We start from the raw sequence: 18,220 nt of genomic DNA on the forward strand, positions 1-18,220 counted from the left end.
ACCGGCTAGGCCGGCGGCGGCTGCTCGCCCCGCTTCGCCGCCGCCCGCTTGGCCCGCCACCCCAACGCCAGCACCGCCTGCACCAGCTCCTGGTAGCTCGGCTTGACCTCCTCGAGGTACCGCTCCAGGTAGGCCGCGCGTGCGGTCGGCACCGGGCGGGGCTCGTCGCCCGGGGGTAGCCAGGTCAGGCCCTGGATGTTGTGCAGCGCCATCTTCCACCAGCGCGTGGCCCGCTCGGCCGCCCGTGCCTCGCGCTCGGTGGCCACCTCGATCGCCGCCGTGGCCGCCTCGATCTCCGTGGCCAGCGCCTCCGCGCGGGCCAGCTCCCACTGGCGCAGGTTGTCCGCCGAGCCGCGGGACAGCGCGATGATCTCCTTGTACCGCATGGCCGCGGTGGCGCCGTCGTCGGTCATTGCACGTTCTCCGGACGCTGGAACGGGATGATCACTTCGGGTGCGCCGTGGGTGGTGCGGTCGAAGAACAACGCGCGCCCCGGGCGTGGTGACCAGTGCACCACCTGGCCCGCCGCGAACGGGGACAGCTCGTTGCCCTGGACGTCGAGCGCCGCCCACGTGCCGATGTCGTCGGTGCCCGCGAACCCCAGCGTGTCCTTGAGCCGGGCGATGCTGCGCCACCAGCCGATCGTGTGGATGCCGTGGCCCGGCCCCTGTTTGAGCACCACCCGCAGGTGGTCGAGGCCGCTCTTCAGCTGGCCGACCGCCTTGGTTTCCAGAGTAGGCAACGCCGCGTCGACGCCGTACAGCAGCAGCACCTTCGCGCCGCCGGACATCGAGCTCGTCATCGACTCCAGGACGCCGGTCAGGTCGTCCACCAGCGTCGCCGCGTGGCCGTCGGCGCGCAGGCGCTCGGTCAGCTCCAGCGCGGCCGGCGCGCACGCCTCGATCGGGCAGCTCAGCACGAACTCGACTTCGCCCGGCTCGTACTGGCGGGACAGCGACCGCGCTGAAGAGTCCATGATGGACAGTGCTTCGGCGGTGGCCGACCCGAGGACCGCGACGTTGCGGCCCGGCGCCGGCGGCAGGTCGACGCCGCACGCCGTCTCCGTCACGTCGATCGACTGACCGAGCAGGGCCCGCGGCTTCGAATTCGGCTTGAGGTCGAGGTACGCGGGGAACTGCTCCAGGACCGGCTGGTGCGCGCCGTCGAACAGGCGTGGCCGCGGGAAGCGGCCCGCGTACTCCTCCCACAGCCGGTGCTGCAAGCGGACGAACACGTTCTTGCTGCTCGCGTCCGGGATGTGGGCCAGCTGGTTGCCGTGTGCGACACCCGAGTCGTGGTTGATCACCGCGTGCCACTTCGGCGCCGACACCGCCGCGTTGTTCGTCTCGGCCAGCACGCGCCGCGCCTTCGGCATCGCGATCCGCAGCGTGCACTGCTCGAACACGGCCGGCTTGCCCCAGAACGCCTCGATGCCGGCGACGTCCTGACTGGCCAGCACCAGGTGGATGCCCTGCGACCGGCCGCGCCGCGCGATGTCCTCCAGCAGCTGCGTCGCCGTCGCGGTCACCTGGTCGCGGCCGGCGAACAGGTACTGGAACTCGTCGATCACCGCGACGATCCGCGGCCAGTGCCCGCCCGGGTCGGCCTCGCGCAGGTCGGCGAGGTTCGTGACCTCGTGCTCCTTCGCGGCCGCGGACCGGCGGCGCAGCTCGTCGGCGAGGAACCGCAGCAACGCCAGGCCGAACTCGCGGTCGGTGTTGACGTTGACGCCGACCAGCCGCGCGTGCGGCAGCCAGCTGGCGTCCTTCCGGCCCGGCGCCAGCCCGGCGAACGAGACGCCTTCCTTGAAGTCCAGCAGGTACAGCGCCAGCTCCTCCGGCGTGTACCGCGCCGCCAGGCTGCCGAGCAGCGCGTAGAGGAAGTTCGTTTTGCCCGAACCGGACGGGCCGCCGATCAGCGCGTGCGGGCTCGCGTCGCCGATCACCACCTCGACCGGCTCGCCTTCGAAGAACCCGACCGGCGCCCGCAGTTCCCGCGCCGAGCTCTCCCGGCCCAGCTCGGCCGGCAGCAGGTCGTCGAACGACCGCGGCCCGCCCTGCTTGGCGATCAGCGCCTTGGCGATCTTGTCGACGGCCCGGATCACCTGCGCCGACGGCATCCCGGCGTCGAGGTCGACGACCAGGTCGGTGCCGGTCATGCTGCTGATCGCGTGCCGGTCGTCGAGCAGGCTCAGCGTTTCCACCGGCGCGCTCACCGCGGTCGGCACGTCGACCATGATCAGGCAGATGCCCGCGGCCAGCGCGCCGCTCGCGACGCGCTTGAGGTCGCGGGCGCGTTCGGGTTCGAGGGTCTCGCCGTTGCCGTACAGCACGACGATGCGGTACGGCTCGCCGCGCTGCCCGGTGGCCTTCCGCATTTCCCGCAGCGACGTGAACCCGGCGGACATGCAGCTGGCGTGGATGCGGCGGATGTGCCCGGCCAGCTCGTCGAGGAGGTCCTCCAGCCGGCCCGGGTCGTACAGCGAAAGGGCGCTGGTCTGGCTCAGCGGGTAGAGGTCGGGCAGGATCGCCGTCAGCTGCCCGATGTCCCACAGGTGCACGCGCACCGCGCCGGGCTCGAACGTCGAAAGCACGCGGATCAGCAGGTTCTGCACGATGCCGTCGATCGCCGGCCGCGTCTTCGGCGCCGACGTGATCGCCAGGTGCGACTCGTCGAGCAGCGGGACGGCGACGTCGAACGTGCGGGTGGCGTCACTGCCGGCGGCCGTGGCCGAACCGACGCGCCACAGCCCGGGCGAGGTCAGCCCGGCGTTGTGCCCGACGGTGCCGAGCCAGTCTCCCGGCGGCAGTCCGGCCGGGCCGGGTGCGTTCTGCGCGACCAGTTCCCGCAACGTGGCGGGCCCTTGGCTCCAGTCGGTGTAGAAAGCGCTTCGCACGCTGCCGAGCGCGCCGAACACCTCGTGCGCGGCGGGGTGGCGGGCCCACTCGTTCTGCTGCTCGGTGCTGGCGTGGTTCAAGCCGACGCGGACGATGTCCTGCTCCAGCTGGAGTTTGGCGAGATCGGCCTCCGCGGCTTGGCGCGCCCCGGCCGCCGCGCCCAGCACCAGGCCGATCTGGTGGCGGACCCGGTCGAGTGCGGTTTCGACGCGGTTGCGTTGCTCGGCTGACTTGTTGGCCATCGGCGTCCCCAAGAAAAGTGGTCCCCAAGAAAGGATTACAGGCGCGACCGGTATCCGCTCACCAGATCCTCGGCAGCGCCCAGGCGGGCGAGGAGCTGGTCCAGCCCCTCGCCCGCCTGGGCGTACTGCGCAGGAAGCCAGGGATCGGCCTTGGCCTGGGCGTCCACGAGAGCTTGCCGGGCTTCCCCGAGCAGGCTTGTGGCCCGTTCGGAGTGGGCGCGCGCGTCGGCGAGCCCGGTCACGGCCGCGGTGAGCAGCTGGTGGAGTTCGGCGAGCGTCATCCGGCTAGAGACGCGCCGAGTAGGAGTCGGCGGAGGAAATGCCGGCCTGGACGGTGCTCTGCAGGCCGTTGATGCCCTGCAGGGCCTCCGCCAGGAGTCCGTGCGCCTGGCTCACTTCGTGCTGGCTGCTCCCTTGCGTCGCCTGTGCGAGCGACTGCTGGGCTTCTTCGAGAGACTGCGCTGCCTGTTGCAGGGCGGCGATGCTCGCGGACGCCTTCTCGTTGGCGAGCGCGATGCCAGCGCGGATCTCTTCGACTCCGGCCATCGGGCCTCTACTCCTCGAAATCTGGTGGTCGTACGGGGACGGATTCCATTGAAACAGATCCAGCGACTGAGCGTGATCATCAGACTTTGCCGAGTGATTGCCGGTCCGGAATCAGCAAGGCCCCGGACGTGGGAACGTCCGGGGCCGGGCTGATCACGGTCTGTGCGGGGGTATCCCGCCACCAGAACCGCACACTGAAGTCGCTGGCCAGCGCTACCCCAGGTCAGAGCGGTTTTCGTGCCACTGCTGGCCTTTCTCGACAGGGGCGGGCGAGGTAAGGCTGAGACTAGCGCGACCGGAGTAACGGCGTTCGCTCAGCCCTGTTCGTAACTCCGCGTACAGGCAGAGAATTCCCCAGCACCGAAGGCATTTCACGTTCCGCTCGGCCGAAAGTGCCGGGCCGTCGTGTCCCGGACATACCGACGGTGGGTCGGGCAAGCTACGCCGGGCGCCGGGGACGAAGGAGACGAAAGCCGCGGGTGGGCGGGGATGCCGGTGCCGGGGAGGCGTACTCGATCACCGGCCGCGGCGGTGCTCGACGAGCCACTCGGCGACCTGGTGGAGTTTCATGTTGGCGGTCTGCGAGCTTTCGACGAGCATCCGGAACGCGTCGACGGCGTCGACGTCGTGGCGTTCCATGAGGATGCCCTTGGCCATCCCGATGACGTCGCGGCTCTCGACCGCGGCGCTCAGCTGGGCTTCGGTCTGGGCACCGACCAGTGCAATCGCCGCGTGCGTGGCGAACAGCCTGCCGTCCTCCCGGGTCTGGCGGCTGAAGGCGTCGCGCGTTCGCGAGTAGAGGTTCAGCGCGCCGAGCGTGGTGTCGGTGACGAACAGCCGGTACGACAGCATCGAGTGCACGCCGAACTCGCCGGCCGCGGCCGCGAACGCCGCCCACCGGACTTCGGCGGCGAGGTCGCCGGTGCTGAAGACCTGGTGGTCGGCGATGGCGTCCAGGCACGGCCCCTGCCCGGTGCGGTACTGGACCTCGTCGATCGCCGAGACGACGCCGTCGGTCGGGGCGACGGTCCGGATGGGCCGCCCGCGTTGCACGAGCGAAATCCCGGCGTACTCGGCGCCGTCGACCTGGTCGACCGCGGCCTTGACGATCGCGGCCAGGGTGGTGTCGACATCGGGTTCGGCCTGCAACGTCCGCGCGAGCGCACTCATCGTCGAGCCCAGGCTCGCGTCCAGGTGATCGGGATGATCGTGCACGAGTGGCCCCCTCGCCCTGGCTCCTTCTCGGGCCACCCAGTTTACCGAGCCGGAGGGCAACGCTCATCTCGAGGAGAAAAGCCGGGGCCCGAACGAAGAAACGCCGGGCGGCCCGCGAAGGCTGCCCGGCGTCCCGTCCGTTCAAGCGCGGAGGATACAGGATTCGAACCTGCGAGGGCGTGAACCCAACACGCTTTCCAAGTCTGCACACGGCTGTTCACGGGGGTTTCGCTACAGAGAACCTGCAGGTCAGGGCGTTGTATCGTCGACGTTGAACGTCGGTGACCGGGGTTGAATGAGACTAAAACTGAGACTAAGCGCGGTGCGTCAGATGACCTCGTGCCTGGCCGTCTGACCCGCTCACCGTGGGGGTACTCGCCCCACGACACCCGCTGTGACGCCCTGCGCGCTCTCAGCCGGTCGGAGGCGCGTCGGGCCCGGTAGAGTGCCCTCCATGGCGACCGACGACGACAACGAGAACCTCAGCCGCAAGGTGCGCAAGCTCGCCGTCGACCACGCAGAGACCCGCTGGCTTGCACTCCGTGTCGACGACGACGTCAAGGAGCTTCGCGCGGACCTGCGAGCCGTACAGGCCACCCAGCAGGAGCACACCGGCCGGTTCGACTCACTCGATCTTCAACTCCGGTCGCTCACTCAACTGGTCGGACAGGTACTCGAACGACTCGACCCGCCGGGACGTGGCGAGACCGGCGCTTGAGCCGCCGGAGTGGGACCTGGAGGGGCGGCGACGGCGGCCCGGCTCGTGGCGACCACCGCTGAGGTGTGGCGAGAGGGCGAGCGGTGGACATGGTGGCTTGTGCTCGCTGGGCGCGCACGCAGGCGGCCGGGCGTGGCGGCCACTGATGCCTCATGGCGCGATGGCCCGTCGCCTGGACGATCGGGGTGACGGGAGAGGGCGGCTATCGTCGACGGGGAGCCTGTCTTCGCCGTTGACTAACTTCGTCTGTGCCGACTGTGGTTGGGGCTGGGTTGAACAGCCGCCTTCACGACTCCGGATTACCAGCGGAGAGGGTTAGCGCGAGCAGGGCTTGAGGCGTTGCGCAGCGAACATCTTGGGCTGTCCTGGCACACGCTTGGCGGGCACTTGTCGGACTCTCGCGGCTTCTGGCTCGCCGTAGCCGCCCATGTGGCCGGCGGCTATCGACGAGAGCCGCTCTGCAGGCATCTTGGACCTCGATAGCCAGCCCGGCATTGCTGCGAACGTGTGTCGCTGTGGCGCTGGACCGCCAAGGATGCTCTGTGCGCTGAGTCACATATGATACCCACATGTCTGACTATCTCGACAACCCGGCGGGACGCCTGCTAGCTCTCTTCGAGGCGGCCCGAACAGTGGATCAAGGCAAGGTTGCCTCTGCTGAATGGGCTGGCATCTTCCGAGTGGAACACTTGAGTCCGCAATTCTTTCGGGCCATTGCAAATATGGCATCCATGGCGAGTGAAACTCGCGCTCGGATCGCAGAAGTTGAACCTGAAGATCACGTGTTGCATCTAGAGCACTTTGGTCAAGTGGATAATGTGATTGCAAATTTCGCTCGCTCGTTGAATGTGAACATGGGCGGTTTTCTGGAGCCCTTAGATAATCGTTCGGGCGAGTATGCGCTCAAGCTGTGTTCGGCGATTTTGCACAGGAAGCGTTCTGAAGGTCAACTTCAGCGAGATGAACGCGCGTCACTCCTGGACCAGGTCATGGCTCTTACTGATGAAGTGGAGAAGGTCTCGGATCTTGACCGAGAGTTGCGCGGTTGGTTGTTGCTGCGCCTTCACGATATTCGACGTGCCCTTCAGTATCCAGATCAGTTTGGCTTGGTTGATATTTCGAACGCTCACGACTTGATTATTGGCGGATTGCAGACTAAGCGATCCAGGATTGCCCAACTTGCAAAGAGTAAGATTGCAAAGAATTTCGTTGGCGTTATGGTTGCGCTTGATCTTGCTGTAAATCTCGGTGCTAACAGTTTGCAAATTGCGCAGAGTGATGGTCATGATTCACCCAAGTCTTCGACTGTTGTGATTGAGATCCAAAACCAAATCGAACAGCATGTGGTTCAACTTGGGGAGTCTGAGTCTGTGCGCCAGTTGCCAGCGGGGCAAGTCGGTGATCCAGATGGCGCCGGGGCGGGGTCAAAGTGATGCGTGTCTGCATGCATCTCGAACCTCGGTAGCTGGCCTCGCCTTAGTTTGACCTTGAAGAAGCGACATCATCTCATGGTCGGCCAGGGCTTCAAGCCTCGTCCCACGTCTCTGAGCGGCAGAAACGGCAACCGATCGACTATGTCGAGTGCAACCTCACTAGTGTTGTGACAGATCTCGACCGCGAGGAGGCGACAACATGAGTCAGTCCGAGGGTTTGACCGAAGAGTCGGCGCGCGAACTCGCCGACGCCGCCTGCAAAAAGGCTGGCATCGACGGGCGAAATGCTGAGCTGATCCGGATTGGCTCCAATGCGGTGTTCAGGCTCGGAGGTCAAATCATCCTTCGCATTGGACGCGAACGACGTGGGTTTGAGGACGCCCGTCGACAGGTCGACGTGGCGCGCTGGCTGGCAGATGAAAACTACCCGGCGAACAGGGTGATCGACATTGCTCAGCCGGTCGACGCGTCTGGCTACCCTGCGACATTTTGGAAGTCCGTATCTGAGAAGGAGGAGTACGCGTCGATTGCGCAAGTGGCTGAACTTATTCGCGATCTTCACCGCTTGCGCGCTCCGGAGAGCCTTGGTTTGAGGCTGAAGCAGCCGTTCATCGAGATCGAAGAGCGATTGGATGGTTCTTCTTCTCTTGGTCGAGATGATGAAGAATTCTTGCGGCGCCGAATTGCTGAATTAAGGGACAGTTATGATGGGTTGGAGTTTCCGCTTACTCCGGGCGTAATCCATGGGGACGCCAATATTGGCAACGTCATTCTCTCCAGAGGTGGCAGTCCCTGCTTGATTGACCTGGACAGCTTCTGTGTCGGTCCGCGCGAGTGGGACTTGGTGCAGACTGCTCTTTTTTATGAGCGCTTTGGCTGGCATTCGGCCGAGGAGTATCGAACTTTCGTGGACGTGTACGGTTTCGATATCATGAATTGGCGGGGCTATGAGATACTGGCCGGTTATCGTGAGATTTCAATGACTCTTTGGCTTGCCGGTAAGGCGACAGATGAAGCCGCGCAAGAGGTACGCAAACGTGTTGCGGCGATCAGGACGGGTGGAGACCGGCGAGACTGGGCACCCTTTTAGCGTCCTGCGGTGTCCACAGGCGAGCTGAGGTCACTCTCTCTAGGAATTCCTTGGACTCGGAACTCTTGCTCACTTTGGTGAGGCGTGTGCGGAATTCGTCGACGTACGCGCTGCAACGAGCGGACTTCAGCGACTCGCCGATCTCAATGGCTTTTAGCGCGACATCGCAAGCCTGGGCAACGTCGCCCCCGTCAAGGTGGGAGTCGGCGAGAACCATCGTGGCGAAGAAGTCGCTTCGCACGTAGCCGCTCGCTGTTGGCCCGAGGGATTGTGTAGCATACGTGACGCCGTCGCTTGGGCGCCCAAGATCCCGGTTGCAGTGTCCGAGCTCTGCGGCCAGCTCCGCCTCGTTGAAGTATGAGAACCAGTCCGCCGGGTCGTTCTCAGGATCGCGCCTCTCAAACTCTTTGACGGCGGCTGCCATTGCTCGATCGCATCCGGCCGAATCGCCAAGCCGGGCGAGTGCCCTCGCCTCCATGGCGTAAAAATGCGCCGCAGCACTAGGTGATCCCGAAAGAGTTGTTCCCATGCGGGCCGTCCTGGCTAGATTTGCCGCTTCTTTATATCGGCCGAGAAAATTGGCCTGGTGGCTCATAGCGTCTAGGACGCTGGCGCCCAAAAGGCGGTCGTTGGCACTCTCTGAAATCCTTAACGCCTGTATGAAGTATCGCTGCGCCAGACCGTGTATCCCTGCATCGTAGGACATCCATGCCCCGAGTAGGGTGGCTTGCGTTGCCGCTTTGAACAACTCAGTTCGAAGAGAGTCGTTCTGCGTGTGGCCCGCGAGCAATCCGACCAGATCTGTCCTCAAAAATTCGATTAAGGCGCTTCGTGCGTGGCCGCCACCATGTTCGCCGTCGAGTGCGTCAAACATTTCGGTTGTCTTATTGATGCCCCTGATATCGGCTTCGCCTACTTTGCGCTTGCCCGTATCGCTTAGGACATCATCGCGCGTGGTCACGAGCCATGACAGGGCTGCTTCGTTCCATGCGGCCGCATTCGCTGGGGCATCGAGCAAGGTCGACATGCCGTCGATATCGGCCTGCCATAACCGCGCGACTGACGTCACGCTATCGGCAAGCTGATCTGGGTAGTCAAGGCCGATGTCAGCTCGAAGCTTCTGCGCCCTGCCAAAGCCAATCTCGTCCACGCCGACACGCCGGCCAAGTCGATGCCCAAGTGCGTTGGCTATGGCGGTTCGAGTCTTGGAATCGCGCGGCACCATCCCGTCAAGCCAGCGACGAACATAGGTATGCGTGTACGCCTTACCAGCTTGCTCGCCGACAGCGCGAGCGAAGACCTTCAGTCCAACGCTGCCGTCTTGGCGAAGGTAGCCAGCCTCCAGCATCAGGGCCTCTAGCTGGTCGTTGCCCACTCGCTCACCTCCACCCTCCGACTGTGCCCCACTGTACGAGTGTGCCCCCTAGTGTGCCCTGTTCGGGCAGCTCAGGGGCCTGTTTCATGGAGTCATCAACATCAACCAGGGCCGGAACGGCCACGACGCTAGGAGACGCAATGTCCAAGAATCCCTTCGGGATCAAGACCGGCGGCGGGATCGTGAAGAAGATCGTCGGTGTGGTGATCGTCTTGGCCGTGCTGGCCCTTGTGATCAAGCATCCGCACGATGCGGCTGGCATGGTCAACACGGCCAAGGACAACGGCGGCGGCATCATCGACAGCGTGGCCCAGTTCTTCCGCGACCTCGGACGCGGCTAAGCCTGGCCGGCATCTAGTCGCTCAACAGACTGGCGCAGCTGACTCACCTCCGCTTGCAAGTCTCTGACCTGCGCGGATAGCTCGATCAGCGTGGGTGCAGGTTGCTCGGAGGCTGGCATGACTGCTGCCACGAACGTACCGATCGGGGCGCGGGAGTTGACCCAACCGCGCTCACGCAGAAGCCCTAGAGCTTTCTGCATGGTCGCGATTGCGACGTCGTACCGCTCCGCCAGGTCCCGCTGATTCGGCAGCTTCTCGCCTAGTGCGTAGCCGCCGGACCGGATCTCTTCGGCGATCTTCTCGGCGACTTGCTCAAACGGTGCGCGGGGTCGGGTATCTGCCTCCATGGCCGCCATATTAGCGGCACAAACTACCTCGGCCTAGTTCACCCGAACGGCCGATAGCATCTACAAACTAGTATGTTCTAGTTTGTAATGACCGACGACGGAAAGGCTAGACCGATGAGGAACGCACGACCGAGCCGCCGCCAGGCCGAGATGGACGCGGCTGAGCTGGACTTCGACTACTTCGCGGACACCACGGGCCTGGCTGGTGACGGCGTCCTGGCCGAGGGTTTCGACGGGGTGGCGGAGCTGGTTGACCTGTACGTGGAGATCGCGGAGATCGAGGAGGCGCTGGCCGAGCTGGACGCCCCGATCGCCCCGGTGGTCACCCTCTCGATCGCGACCCTGCACGAGCTGGGAGAGGTGGCCTGAGATGCGCGGCAGCACGGTTCGCGGACTGGCGTTGTTCGCCGCGTTGCAGGCGACGTTCGCCGACATTCACCCGCTGTGTGATCAGTGGTTGCAGTCCAGCGAGGACGCGGCAGGCAAGGGCAAGCCGGGCCGGGAGGGGGCGAAGCACTGCGCGCGGCACGTGGCCAGCTACACCGCCGGGCAGGTCGGTGCCGCGGTCGCGGTGACGCGGGTCCTTGGGTTCCGGGTGCCGCTGCGGGCCCTGGCCGCGGGTGCGGTGGTCAACGCGGTCACGCACTTCGTGATCGACCGCCGGGAGCCGCTGAAGACGCTGGCGCGGCTGGCCGGGAAGCGGGGCTACATCGAGCACGCGACGGTGCAGCGCCGCGACGGCGTGGTCGATGTGGCCGGGCCGGGTACCGCGCTGACGGAGTTGGACCAGGCCGCGCACCGCGCGATCGGCGTGGTCGCCTCGCTGGTCACCACCTGGCTCGCGCTGCGTTACGGGAGGCAGTCATGACCGACCGCCTGTTCGTCCCGGCTGTGTTCGCCGGGCTGCTGGCCACAATGCCGCCCGCTACGGCGACGCCGTGGGACCGGGAGCACTGGCTGGACGTCGCGTACAGCACGGTGCGGGTCGAGTTCTCCGGTCCGCACGGCATGGAGGCGATGCGTCTGGCCCGGGTGCTCGTGGCCGAGCTGGCCGCCACCCGCGTCGAGATCGAGAACCTGTAACTGGTCCTCGCGGCCTGACGCTGCACCACTCTTTCCGGCGCAGTTTCCGCGCTCCACCTCGCAATTCCGCATTCGTCTCGGGGCACCGCCATGCCCGCATCCCCCCCGCTTCACCGCACGAGAGGACCCGCTCATGACCGCCACGCTGACCACCCCGGTCGCGGCCCGGTTCGCCGACCTGGCCGACATCCTGACTCGCAACGCTCGCATCTTGGCCACGGCCGGGCTGCCGCAGGTCGTGACCGAGGTCCGGGTGGCCGTCTACGGCGACGTCGCGGCGCAGCTGCGGTTGCTGGCCGAGGCCGAGCCTACGGCGGCCGAGGGCAACCCGCTGGTGCTGGTGCGTGAGGACGGTCCGGCGGTGGTGGCGCGCCGGTTCGAGATGCTGGCAGGGCTGCTGGCGGCCAACGCCCGGGTCCTGACCCGCGGCACCCGCGACGTGGTGATGCACCGGCGGGCCGGGGTCTACCGCGACGTTGCGGCGCAGGTTCGCCTGTTGGCCGAGGTCGAGCGGGAGGCCGCGATGGCGGCCCGGCCGCACAGCAGCCGGCCGCCGCTGTCCAACCTCGCCGGGCCGTGCCCGGTGGCGGCCAAGGCGGCGAAGCGGGCGCCGCGGGTACGTGCGGAGTTCCTGGAGGCGCTGGTGGCCGCGATCGCCAAGCGGCGGCGGGCCGGATGGAGCGTGGCGCGGCTGACGCTGTGGCTGCGCACCACGCTGCGGGACCCGCAGACCGACGCGATCCACCCCTGCGCACAGCGCGGCTTCGTCTCCTACGTCGCCGGCCTGCTGACCGGCCCGCCCCGGCTACCCGCCGCCTGAGCCCGCCGCCTGCCAGCACACCTCTGCCCACGCAACGAGAGGAGCTCTGCCCGTGACCACCAACGACTCCGGTGCCTGGCACGACAAGTTGATGCGCGATGCCGAAGCGGCCGAGGCCGCCCGCCGGGACGCCGCGCGCCGCGAGGCCGCCGCCAGCAGCAAGAAGTGACCGCTTCCCCCACTGTCTACCTCGTACGGAAGGGAGCCTGGCAATGTCGTTGCTCGGTTCGCTCGGCTACAAGCTCGCCGCCCGCTTCGATGACCGCACCCCGGTGTTCTACGCCGCGGACATGGTCGCCTTCACCCTGCGCGATCTGGTCTGGCACGTGCTGGTGATCCAGCGCGGCTGGGCGCCCTACAAGGGCGCCCTCGCGCTGCCCGGGGGCTACGTCGAGCCGCAGGAAACCGCCGGGGAGGCGGCGGTGCGGGAGTTCACCGAGGAGACCGGGATCGCGGTCCCGCAGGGTACTTTCGTGGACCAGGTCGGGGTGTTCGACACCCCGGGCCGCGACCCCCGCGGCCGCTACGTCTCCATCGCCCACGGCGTCATCCTGCACGGGGCGCCCGACCCGGTGGCCGCCGACGACGCCGCCGCCGCGGACTGGCTGCCCGTGCGGATCGCCCTGCGGGTGGCGAACACCGGCGGGTTCGCCTTCGACCACGGCCACATCCTCACCCGCGCCGTCCACCAGCTCGACCCGACCCGCGGGTTCGGCACCCGCGACCCCGGCGACGGGGGCTGGCGATGACGCAGCTGCGCTACGCGATGTCGGTGTGGTTGCACGGGCGGGGCCTGATCGAGGGGTTCTGGGAGTACACCACCACCGACCCGTGGGCGGTCACGCTGCACCTGGACGGGCACCGCTGGATCTTCGCCCGGGACCTGCTGCGCACCGGCCTGGCGGAGCCGGCGGGGGCCGGGGACGTCCACGTCATGCCTGACACCGGCGGCCACGCCGGGCTGCTGAACATCTTGCTGCGTTCGCCCTCGGGTGCGGCGCGGCTGCCGGTGGCCCGTGCCACCGTCGCCGGCCTGCTGGACGCCGCCTACGCCCTCGTTCCCGACGGGCACGAGGCCGACAGCGTCGACTGGGACCGCGAATGGGTGCGCCTGGCCGAGGGCCCCGCCGCCTGATTTTCCTGATCGCTCAATGCCTGGGAGGGCTGTTACATGGAGAACCCCCGCCGCACCTACCCGCTGCGCCAGTGGCCGACGGATTCCCGATTCTCGTACGCGCTGGTGCGCGACGTGGCCAACGTCCTCACCGCACACGGCTACCCGCTCCTGGCCGACAGCGGAGACGACCACGTGGAGCTGGGACAAATTCTGCTCCGGTTCCTCTACGACCCCACCACGTGACCATCCTCTGTGGAGGCTTCCGCATGTCCATCACCACCAGTCATGACACCCTGCCTGATGCCGTCGGCGCCGACGAGGAACCGTGGTATCCGCCCCCGGCGGCCACGATGACCGTGCAGCTGGCCCAGCAGATGGCCTCGACCGCCTACCAGCAAGCCGAGCAGCGCGTGGCGCGGCTGGTGCGGCAGCTGCTGCCGCAGGCCGCCTGCCCCGACGACCGGATGCGGCTGCTGTTCCTCTACGCGGCCGAGGAGACCTACCTCGCCTCGGTGTTCCCCGCGGTCCACCACACCCACCCCGAGCGGTGGCAGTCGGGAACCACCGCCCACCGGCTGGCCGCGGAACTGGCCGGGATGATCGCCACCGCCGAAGAAGCCATCGCCACCGGCCGGCCCTACCGCCCGGGCGGGTTCGACGTGGAAACCGGCTACATCGCCCAAGCGATGGCGCACTACGTGACCGACCCGGCCCCGGCGGGGCGGGCCGGGGTGCTGGACGCGGTGGCGCAGTACCTGCGCACTCACCAGTTCCCCGGTCGCGCGGTCGGGCTGGTGGCCGACGTGGCGACGGCGCTGCGGGTGACCGCGATCAGCGGCAACCCCCGCGTCCCCGCCCCGCCGGCCGCCGCCTGAACCCGGGAGTGAGCGCTCCGACGACGGTGGATCTGCGCAGCGACTTCTCCGGCTACATCGAACTGACCGTGCCCGAACCGACCGCGGACGGCCGCCGGTCCTTCACCATCCACTCCGGACACATCGACGACGATGCGGAGTCGTATTTCGGCCGCGGGTACTGCCACTGGCTGGCCGGGGCCATCCACTCGATCACCGGCTGGCCGGTGGTCACCGTCGATGTCCGGCTGACCGGCTACGCGAACTGGCGACCGGTCCACAGCGGGGTGCTGACTCCGAACGGGACGGTCCTGGACATCTTCGGCGACAACACCCGGCAAACCGTATGCGCCCGCCATCTGGAGCCCGTCGTCGCGGAAACCCGGTCCCGCATCGTGGCCGGCCCGAACGTCCCCGGGGACGTCCTCTCCGGAATCGATCACCTGCGCGGCAACCACCTGTGGTGGACACACCAGTACTGCACCCCGGAGCTGCAGGCTCTGCTGTTGCACTTCGCGCGTCTGGTGCTCACCCGCCACGGCTACGGCCACCACATCCCCGCCGCCGCGCGCTCCCGCCGCACCGACACCACCGCCGCACCGCAACGGCAACCCCCCACCGATCACCCGACACCGAGAGGTTCCGCCATGTCCATTCCCGAAGAAGTCGCGCAGCTCAACGCCATCGCCAGCGCCATCCCGGTCGGGCTGCTCCAGCAGCTCGCCGACGCCGAGGTTCCGGCCGAGGTCCTCGCGGCCCGGGAGGCGTTGAGCGGCGGCAGCGGTGGCGTGGTGGCGATTCTCGGCCGCACCGGCGAAGCGACGGAGGCCGCCGACGGGATCAGTCACGCGATCGCGAAGCTGGACCGGGCCGCAGAGGCGTACCAGGCCGTGAGGAATCAGCTCTCGGACGCGTTCAAGTCCGCCGCGCGGGCTCAGCAGCTGATCCAGCAGGCTGCCGACTACCACGGGCGGGGGCAGAAGTGACCGGCCCCACCGGATCCGGCCTGTTCGACCCGATCAGCGACGCCGACCGCCGTCGGTGGCAGATCCAGACCCACGCCGTCCTGGCCACCGTGCTGCAGCGCGCCAGCACCGCCGGGCTCGCCCCGCTGCAGTGGAACCTTGGAGCCGCAGGCCAGCTGCGCGGCACGGTGAACGTCTCCGGCCGCGCGGCCGAGGACCTGGCCGGCATCTACACCGCGTGGGCCGACTTCCTCAATCTGACCATCCGCCGCTCCGTTTCCGGCAGCCGCGGCACCGTGCACCACTGGGCCTTCGGCGACCTGCCCGATCGCGCCGACCAGCTCGGCCGCCCGGTGCTCATCTGCGCAGACCTGCACTCCGCCGACGACATCGACCCGACCACCGAGGAGTGCTGAGCCATGACCGGACCCGAGCATTACCGCGAGGCGGAACGCCTCATCCGCACCGCCGACAGGTCCTACAACGACGCCGAGTTCGCCCTGGCCGAGGCGCAGATCCACGCGACGCTGGCGCTGGCGGCGGCGACCGCGTCGGCCGGCCGGATGAACACCGCCGCGGTGAAGGCGTGGGACCAGGTCACCGGGAGGACGTCATGACGTCCACACCGGACACGGTCACCCCCGAGCCGGACGCCGTGGGGGAGGGCGACCCGGCGGAGACGGTGCTGTTGCTGCGCAGGCTGGTGGAGCGCAACGGCACGTGGGCGCTGACCACCGTGGTCGCCGCCCTGACGGTGTGGCTGGGGGTGCATCTGGCCCGCGCGGTGCTGGTGCTGGTGGTGCGGATCCTGACCGGGGCGATGGCGCGGCTGGACCGCTGGATCACCGCCCGGGTGCTGACCCCGCCGACCGGGCGGGTGAACCACTACTTCGACGGCCACAACGCCACCGACTACGACCCCTACCACCACGACCACGACCACAGGACATGCCCCGGCCCGGTGCCGGGCCGGGCTTGGGAGGCCGCACATGCGTGAACTCAACGACAACAACCCCGACGGCGGCAGCGGCGACCCGGCCGGCGGCAGCGCGGTGGAGGCGATGAGCCCGGGAGAGCTGGCCGGGATGATCGCCTGGTCCTACCACTACGGCGTGCCCGGGGCGGCCACCGGGTTCGGGGTGTGCGGGGCGGGCGCGGCGTGGGTGCACATCGGCTGGCTGCGCGGGCTGCTGGCGGTGCTGGCCGTCCTGTTCGGACTGTGCGCCCTGGTGCACGCGTGGCTGCTGGCCGTCGCGGCCCGCGAGTACGCCGACGTGCTGGCCCTCACCCACGCCCGCCACGACCGCGACCACCCCGCAGAACCGCACGAGGACGGCGGCGGCGGTGGTGGTGCGGGCGGCGGGTTCGACCCGAGGAAGGAGCCGTGGTGGGGATGAGCAACACCACGCCGCGCCGGGAGTGCCGGACGCGGCAGGAACAGGCGCTGGCCTGGACCGGCGCGCACGCGCTGGAGCTGACCGCCACGGGCCTGCCGCTGATCGGCGGTGTGCTGTGGACGCCGTGGATCGACCTGGCGTCGCTGGTGATCGCCGGGCTGTGGGCGCGGCACGAGGTGCTGGTGCACCGCCGCACCGCGGCCGCCCGGACGGCGCGGGCGGCGGTGCTGGGCAGCATTCCCGCCGCCCGCCTCACCACCACCACCGCGGTGGCCGGGAAGGCCGTACTCGAGAACGACGACCGTGACGAGCAGAGCAGTGACGAGACCGGCCCGGCCACCGTGGCCGGGCCGGAGCCCGCCGGCGACGGCGCGGCCCGAACCCGACGGGGGGTGTCCCGATGAGCTACTTCACCGACAAGGCGGAAGCGGCCCGGCTGGACCGTGAATCCAAGGCCGAGCAGGCCCGGCTGGACCGCATCGCGGAGCAGGAACACGCACTCAAGCTCGCGACGCTGGCCCACGAGCACGCCAAGCAGGACCGCGCCGACGCCAAGGCCACCGCCGACGAACGCCGTACCGACCGCCGCGCGACGTGGGCGAAGGTGCGGGCGTGGGTGACCGGGCACGTGGTGGACCTGCTGATCTACCCGCTGATGCTCGGGTCGGCGGCGGTGGCCATCCCCACCGCCGCCGCCTGGGGCGCCGCGCACCTGGGGGAGGCCGGCGGGATCCTGCCGGTGCTCTCGGAGTGGGGCATGGTCGCCTTCTCCATCGCGGTGCACTACACCCGGGTCAAGCACCCGGCGCGTCCGGTGTGGGCGCTGCAGCTGGGCACGTGGGTGTTCGCCGCCATCGGGTTCGCCATCGCGGTCATCCGCGGCGCCACCAGCACCGGGCCGGGGTCGGGGTTCGGGCTGGGGGTGGTGATGGGGCTGGTCTCGATCGCCGGGGTCGCGGCGCACCAGCTGGTGTCGGCCGCGCCGCGACGGTCGGCGGCGGAGCGGGCGGCAGCGCGGCTGGCCAAGCAGGAAGCCGCCGAGGTGGCCGCGGAGCTGGCCACCCGCAAGGTCGCCGCCGCCCGCATCGACGCCGCCCGCCGCGCGGCGATCGCGCACGCGGTCGCCGAAATCGATCCGGACGGCACGGCGCGGCTGGTGTACCGGCCGGGCCGCTACGAGCTGCGGCGCCGCCGGTTGGCCCCCGGCCGGCTGACGCCCGCGTCGGTCATGGGGCTGCCGGTCACCCCGGCCGACGACGAGGACGGCGGGGCGGGGGTGGCGGATGAGGCCGCCGCCTACCTGGCCGGGCTGCGGTTCCGGCGCCTCACCGACACCGCCCCGGACACCGGAACGACCCCGCCACCGCCGGCGGGGGGTACCGGAGGCAGCGGGGTCGCCACCGTCGACCCTGCGCCGCCGCACCCGTCGGGACCGGTCGCCGATGCGGCCGGCACCCCGGCGGACAAGCCGGGTCCGGTGCGGGAGTCCGGCCGGACGGTCCCGACCCGCCGCACCAGCCCCGGGCGGCGGGCGGCGCGGTCGGTGATCCCGGAGCCGAAGCGGCGCAGCTTCGAGGAACTGACGACTGAGTTCGATGCCCTGGTGGCCGACCCGCCGGCCGGGTTCGACCCGACCAACGGCGAGTCCATCCGCCTGACCCTCAAGTGCGCCAAGACCAACGCCACCAAGTTGAAGCGCCGCTACCTCGACCGCGCCAGCACCGACACCACTGACGCTGCGCGCCGTCCCGGCGGCAGCGACTGACCCACCCGCATTCCC

26 protein-coding genes are annotated in these 18,220 nt (G+C 68.6%); 19 read left to right on the forward strand and 7 right to left on the reverse strand.

The genetic code is table 11. From position 1 onward, the window contains the following. Window positions 1-5: 5 nt before the first annotated feature. The 5 genes from C2L59_RS02990 to C2L59_RS03010 form a co-directional block, all read right to left on the reverse strand. Entirely contained in the window at window positions 6-413 is a 408-nt protein-coding gene (locus C2L59_RS02990; protein ID WP_103347961.1) for a hypothetical protein, read from the reverse strand. Beyond that, window positions 410-3,139 (reverse strand): FtsK/SpoIIIE domain-containing protein, encoded by a 2,730-nt coding sequence (locus C2L59_RS02995; RefSeq protein ID WP_103347962.1) that lies wholly within the window; start codon window positions 3,137-3,139, stop codon window positions 410-412. Before C2L59_RS02995 ends, C2L59_RS02990 begins: the two co-directional genes overlap by 4 nt. Window positions 3,140-3,174: 35 nt before the next feature. Further along, entirely contained in the window at window positions 3,175-3,420 is a 246-nt protein-coding gene (locus C2L59_RS03000) for a hypothetical protein (RefSeq protein WP_103347963.1), read from the reverse strand. Window positions 3,421-3,424: 4 nt separating this feature from the next. Then, window positions 3,425-3,685: a hypothetical protein gene (locus C2L59_RS03005; RefSeq protein WP_103347964.1), complete on the reverse strand. Its 261-nt coding sequence runs from the start codon at window positions 3,683-3,685 to the stop codon at window positions 3,425-3,427. A gap of 516 nt (window positions 3,686-4,201) precedes the next feature. Then, window positions 4,202-4,900 (reverse strand): GAF and ANTAR domain-containing protein, encoded by a 699-nt coding sequence (locus C2L59_RS03010; protein ID WP_233223245.1) that lies wholly within the window; start codon window positions 4,898-4,900, stop codon window positions 4,202-4,204. A 454-nt stretch (window positions 4,901-5,354) separates the two neighbouring features. Between C2L59_RS03010 and C2L59_RS03015 the strand changes: the two genes are divergently transcribed. The 3 genes from C2L59_RS03015 (at window position 5,355) to C2L59_RS03025 (ending at window position 8,141) form a co-directional block, all read left to right on the forward strand. After that, window positions 5,355-5,618, forward strand: coding sequence for a hypothetical protein (locus tag C2L59_RS03015; RefSeq protein WP_103347965.1), 264 nt, complete (start codon window positions 5,355-5,357; stop codon window positions 5,616-5,618). A gap of 569 nt (window positions 5,619-6,187) precedes the next feature. After that, on the forward strand, window positions 6,188-7,051 hold the full coding sequence (locus C2L59_RS46925) for a hypothetical protein (protein ID WP_146060264.1): 864 nt from the start codon (window positions 6,188-6,190) through the stop codon (window positions 7,049-7,051). Window positions 7,052-7,250: 199 nt separating this feature from the next. After that, window positions 7,251-8,141, forward strand: coding sequence for a phosphotransferase family protein (locus C2L59_RS03025; RefSeq protein ID WP_103347966.1), 891 nt, complete (start codon window positions 7,251-7,253; stop codon window positions 8,139-8,141). On the opposite strand, the gene C2L59_RS48570 is transcribed toward C2L59_RS03025, so the two are convergent. Next, window positions 8,101-9,516 carry an XRE family transcriptional regulator gene (locus C2L59_RS48570; RefSeq protein ID WP_233223246.1) on the reverse strand — a complete coding sequence of 472 codons (1,416 nt, stop codon included), beginning with the start codon at window positions 9,514-9,516 and terminating at the stop codon, window positions 8,101-8,103. The two genes, C2L59_RS03025 and C2L59_RS48570, sit on opposite strands and share 41 nt — an antisense overlap. A 140-nt stretch (window positions 9,517-9,656) precedes the next feature. Between C2L59_RS48570 and C2L59_RS03035 the strand changes: the two genes are divergently transcribed. Continuing rightward, a complete protein-coding gene (locus C2L59_RS03035; RefSeq protein ID WP_103347968.1) occupies window positions 9,657-9,857 on the forward strand; it encodes a hypothetical protein in 201 nt (66 codons plus the stop codon). On the opposite strand, the gene C2L59_RS03040 is transcribed toward C2L59_RS03035, so the two are convergent. Next, window positions 9,854-10,204, reverse strand: coding sequence for a winged helix-turn-helix domain-containing protein (locus C2L59_RS03040; RefSeq protein WP_158263017.1), 351 nt, complete (start codon window positions 10,202-10,204; stop codon window positions 9,854-9,856). The genes C2L59_RS03035 and C2L59_RS03040 overlap by 4 nt on opposite strands. Window positions 10,205-10,318: 114 nt before the next feature. Here C2L59_RS03040 and C2L59_RS03045 point away from each other — a divergent pair, with 114 nt between their 5' ends. The 15 genes from C2L59_RS03045 to C2L59_RS48575 all read left to right on the forward strand — a co-directional run bounded on the left by C2L59_RS03045 (window position 10,319) and on the right by C2L59_RS48575 (window position 18,205). Next, window positions 10,319-10,573 carry a hypothetical protein gene (locus C2L59_RS03045; RefSeq protein WP_103347970.1) on the forward strand — a complete coding sequence of 85 codons (255 nt, stop codon included), beginning with the start codon at window positions 10,319-10,321 and terminating at the stop codon, window positions 10,571-10,573. 1 nt (window position 10,574) lies between these two features. After that, window positions 10,575-11,072: a hypothetical protein gene (locus tag C2L59_RS03050; protein WP_103347971.1), complete on the forward strand. Its 498-nt coding sequence runs from the start codon at window positions 10,575-10,577 to the stop codon at window positions 11,070-11,072. Beyond that, entirely contained in the window at window positions 11,069-11,287 is a 219-nt protein-coding gene (locus tag C2L59_RS03055; RefSeq protein WP_103347972.1) for a hypothetical protein, read from the forward strand. Before C2L59_RS03050 ends, C2L59_RS03055 begins: the two co-directional genes overlap by 4 nt. Window positions 11,288-11,420: 133 nt before the next feature. Next, window positions 11,421-12,107, forward strand: a complete 687-nt coding sequence (locus C2L59_RS03060; RefSeq protein ID WP_103347973.1) for a hypothetical protein — start codon at window positions 11,421-11,423, stop codon at window positions 12,105-12,107. A 212-nt stretch (window positions 12,108-12,319) separates the two neighbouring features. Further along, window positions 12,320-12,856 carry an NUDIX domain-containing protein gene (locus C2L59_RS03065; protein ID WP_158263018.1) on the forward strand — a complete coding sequence of 179 codons (537 nt, stop codon included), beginning with the start codon at window positions 12,320-12,322 and terminating at the stop codon, window positions 12,854-12,856. Then, entirely contained in the window at window positions 12,853-13,242 is a 390-nt protein-coding gene (locus C2L59_RS03070; protein WP_199198886.1) for an SsgA family sporulation/cell division regulator, read from the forward strand. The genes C2L59_RS03065 and C2L59_RS03070 overlap by 4 nt, the downstream gene beginning before the upstream one ends. A gap of 36 nt (window positions 13,243-13,278) precedes the next feature. Continuing rightward, window positions 13,279-13,467, forward strand: coding sequence for a hypothetical protein (locus tag C2L59_RS03075; RefSeq protein WP_103347975.1), 189 nt, complete (start codon window positions 13,279-13,281; stop codon window positions 13,465-13,467). Between the two features lie 23 nt (window positions 13,468-13,490). After that, window positions 13,491-14,099: a hypothetical protein gene (locus C2L59_RS03080; protein ID WP_103347976.1), complete on the forward strand. Its 609-nt coding sequence runs from the start codon at window positions 13,491-13,493 to the stop codon at window positions 14,097-14,099. Window positions 14,100-14,107: 8 nt separating this feature from the next. Then, window positions 14,108-15,064 carry a hypothetical protein gene (locus C2L59_RS03085; RefSeq protein WP_103347977.1) on the forward strand — a complete coding sequence of 319 codons (957 nt, stop codon included), beginning with the start codon at window positions 14,108-14,110 and terminating at the stop codon, window positions 15,062-15,064. After that, window positions 15,061-15,459 carry a hypothetical protein gene (locus tag C2L59_RS03090; protein ID WP_103347978.1) on the forward strand — a complete coding sequence of 133 codons (399 nt, stop codon included), beginning with the start codon at window positions 15,061-15,063 and terminating at the stop codon, window positions 15,457-15,459. The genes C2L59_RS03085 and C2L59_RS03090 overlap by 4 nt, the downstream gene beginning before the upstream one ends. A gap of 3 nt (window positions 15,460-15,462) precedes the next feature. After that, complete coding sequence (locus C2L59_RS03095; RefSeq protein ID WP_103347979.1) at window positions 15,463-15,660, forward strand: hypothetical protein; 198 nt, start codon at window positions 15,463-15,465, stop codon at window positions 15,658-15,660. Beyond that, window positions 15,657-16,040, forward strand: a complete 384-nt coding sequence (locus C2L59_RS03100; protein WP_233223247.1) for a hypothetical protein — start codon at window positions 15,657-15,659, stop codon at window positions 16,038-16,040. Before C2L59_RS03095 ends, C2L59_RS03100 begins: the two co-directional genes overlap by 4 nt. Beyond that, the gene (locus C2L59_RS03105) at window positions 16,033-16,440 is read left to right on the forward strand and encodes a hypothetical protein (protein WP_103347980.1); all 408 of its coding nucleotides are present in this window, start codon (window positions 16,033-16,035) and stop codon (window positions 16,438-16,440) included. The genes C2L59_RS03100 and C2L59_RS03105 overlap by 8 nt, the downstream gene beginning before the upstream one ends. Beyond that, window positions 16,437-16,844 carry a conjugal transfer protein TraH gene (locus tag C2L59_RS03110; protein ID WP_199198887.1) on the forward strand — a complete coding sequence of 136 codons (408 nt, stop codon included), beginning with the start codon at window positions 16,437-16,439 and terminating at the stop codon, window positions 16,842-16,844. Before C2L59_RS03105 ends, C2L59_RS03110 begins: the two co-directional genes overlap by 4 nt. Next, window positions 16,841-18,205, forward strand: coding sequence for a hypothetical protein (locus C2L59_RS48575; RefSeq protein WP_233223249.1), 1,365 nt, complete (start codon window positions 16,841-16,843; stop codon window positions 18,203-18,205). The genes C2L59_RS03110 and C2L59_RS48575 overlap by 4 nt, the downstream gene beginning before the upstream one ends. Window positions 18,206-18,220 lie beyond the last annotated feature (15 nt).

Origin of the sequence: Amycolatopsis sp. CA-128772 (assembly GCF_002904295.1) — a bacterium.
GTDB lineage: Bacteria > Actinomycetota > Actinomycetes > Mycobacteriales > Pseudonocardiaceae > Amycolatopsis.

Bases quoted from the DNA above. Each gene is read 5' to 3' on its own strand.
- C2L59_RS02990 (WP_103347961.1), bottom strand. From the start codon at position 413: ATGACCGACGACGGCGCCACCGCGGCCATGCGGTACAAGGAGATCATC.
- C2L59_RS02995 (WP_103347962.1), bottom strand. From the start codon at position 3,139: ATGGCCAACAAGTCAGCCGAGCAACGCAACCGCGTCGAAACCGCACTC.
- C2L59_RS03000 (WP_103347963.1), bottom strand. From the start codon at position 3,420: ATGACGCTCGCCGAACTCCACCAGCTGCTCACCGCGGCCGTGACCGGG.
- C2L59_RS03005 (WP_103347964.1), bottom strand. From the start codon at position 3,685: ATGGCCGGAGTCGAAGAGATCCGCGCTGGCATCGCGCTCGCCAACGAG.
- C2L59_RS03015 (WP_103347965.1), top strand. From the start codon at position 5,355: ATGGCGACCGACGACGACAACGAGAACCTCAGCCGCAAGGTGCGCAAG.
- C2L59_RS46925 (WP_146060264.1), top strand. From the start codon at position 6,188: ATGTCTGACTATCTCGACAACCCGGCGGGACGCCTGCTAGCTCTCTTC.
- C2L59_RS03025 (WP_103347966.1), top strand. From the start codon at position 7,251: ATGAGTCAGTCCGAGGGTTTGACCGAAGAGTCGGCGCGCGAACTCGCC.
- C2L59_RS03035 (WP_103347968.1), top strand. From the start codon at position 9,657: ATGTCCAAGAATCCCTTCGGGATCAAGACCGGCGGCGGGATCGTGAAG.
- C2L59_RS03040 (WP_158263017.1), bottom strand. From the start codon at position 10,204: ATGGAGGCAGATACCCGACCCCGCGCACCGTTTGAGCAAGTCGCCGAG.
- C2L59_RS03045 (WP_103347970.1), top strand. From the start codon at position 10,319: ATGAGGAACGCACGACCGAGCCGCCGCCAGGCCGAGATGGACGCGGCT.
- C2L59_RS03050 (WP_103347971.1), top strand. From the start codon at position 10,575: ATGCGCGGCAGCACGGTTCGCGGACTGGCGTTGTTCGCCGCGTTGCAG.
- C2L59_RS03055 (WP_103347972.1), top strand. From the start codon at position 11,069: ATGACCGACCGCCTGTTCGTCCCGGCTGTGTTCGCCGGGCTGCTGGCC.
- C2L59_RS03060 (WP_103347973.1), top strand. From the start codon at position 11,421: ATGACCGCCACGCTGACCACCCCGGTCGCGGCCCGGTTCGCCGACCTG.
- C2L59_RS03065 (WP_158263018.1), top strand. From the start codon at position 12,320: ATGTCGTTGCTCGGTTCGCTCGGCTACAAGCTCGCCGCCCGCTTCGAT.
- C2L59_RS03070 (WP_199198886.1), top strand. From the start codon at position 12,853: ATGACGCAGCTGCGCTACGCGATGTCGGTGTGGTTGCACGGGCGGGGC.
- C2L59_RS03075 (WP_103347975.1), top strand. From the start codon at position 13,279: ATGGAGAACCCCCGCCGCACCTACCCGCTGCGCCAGTGGCCGACGGAT.
- C2L59_RS03080 (WP_103347976.1), top strand. From the start codon at position 13,491: ATGTCCATCACCACCAGTCATGACACCCTGCCTGATGCCGTCGGCGCC.
- C2L59_RS03095 (WP_103347979.1), top strand. From the start codon at position 15,463: ATGACCGGACCCGAGCATTACCGCGAGGCGGAACGCCTCATCCGCACC.
- C2L59_RS03100 (WP_233223247.1), top strand. From the start codon at position 15,657: ATGACGTCCACACCGGACACGGTCACCCCCGAGCCGGACGCCGTGGGG.
- C2L59_RS03105 (WP_103347980.1), top strand. From the start codon at position 16,033: ATGCGTGAACTCAACGACAACAACCCCGACGGCGGCAGCGGCGACCCG.
- C2L59_RS03110 (WP_199198887.1), top strand. From the start codon at position 16,437: ATGAGCAACACCACGCCGCGCCGGGAGTGCCGGACGCGGCAGGAACAG.
- C2L59_RS48575 (WP_233223249.1), top strand. From the start codon at position 16,841: ATGAGCTACTTCACCGACAAGGCGGAAGCGGCCCGGCTGGACCGTGAA.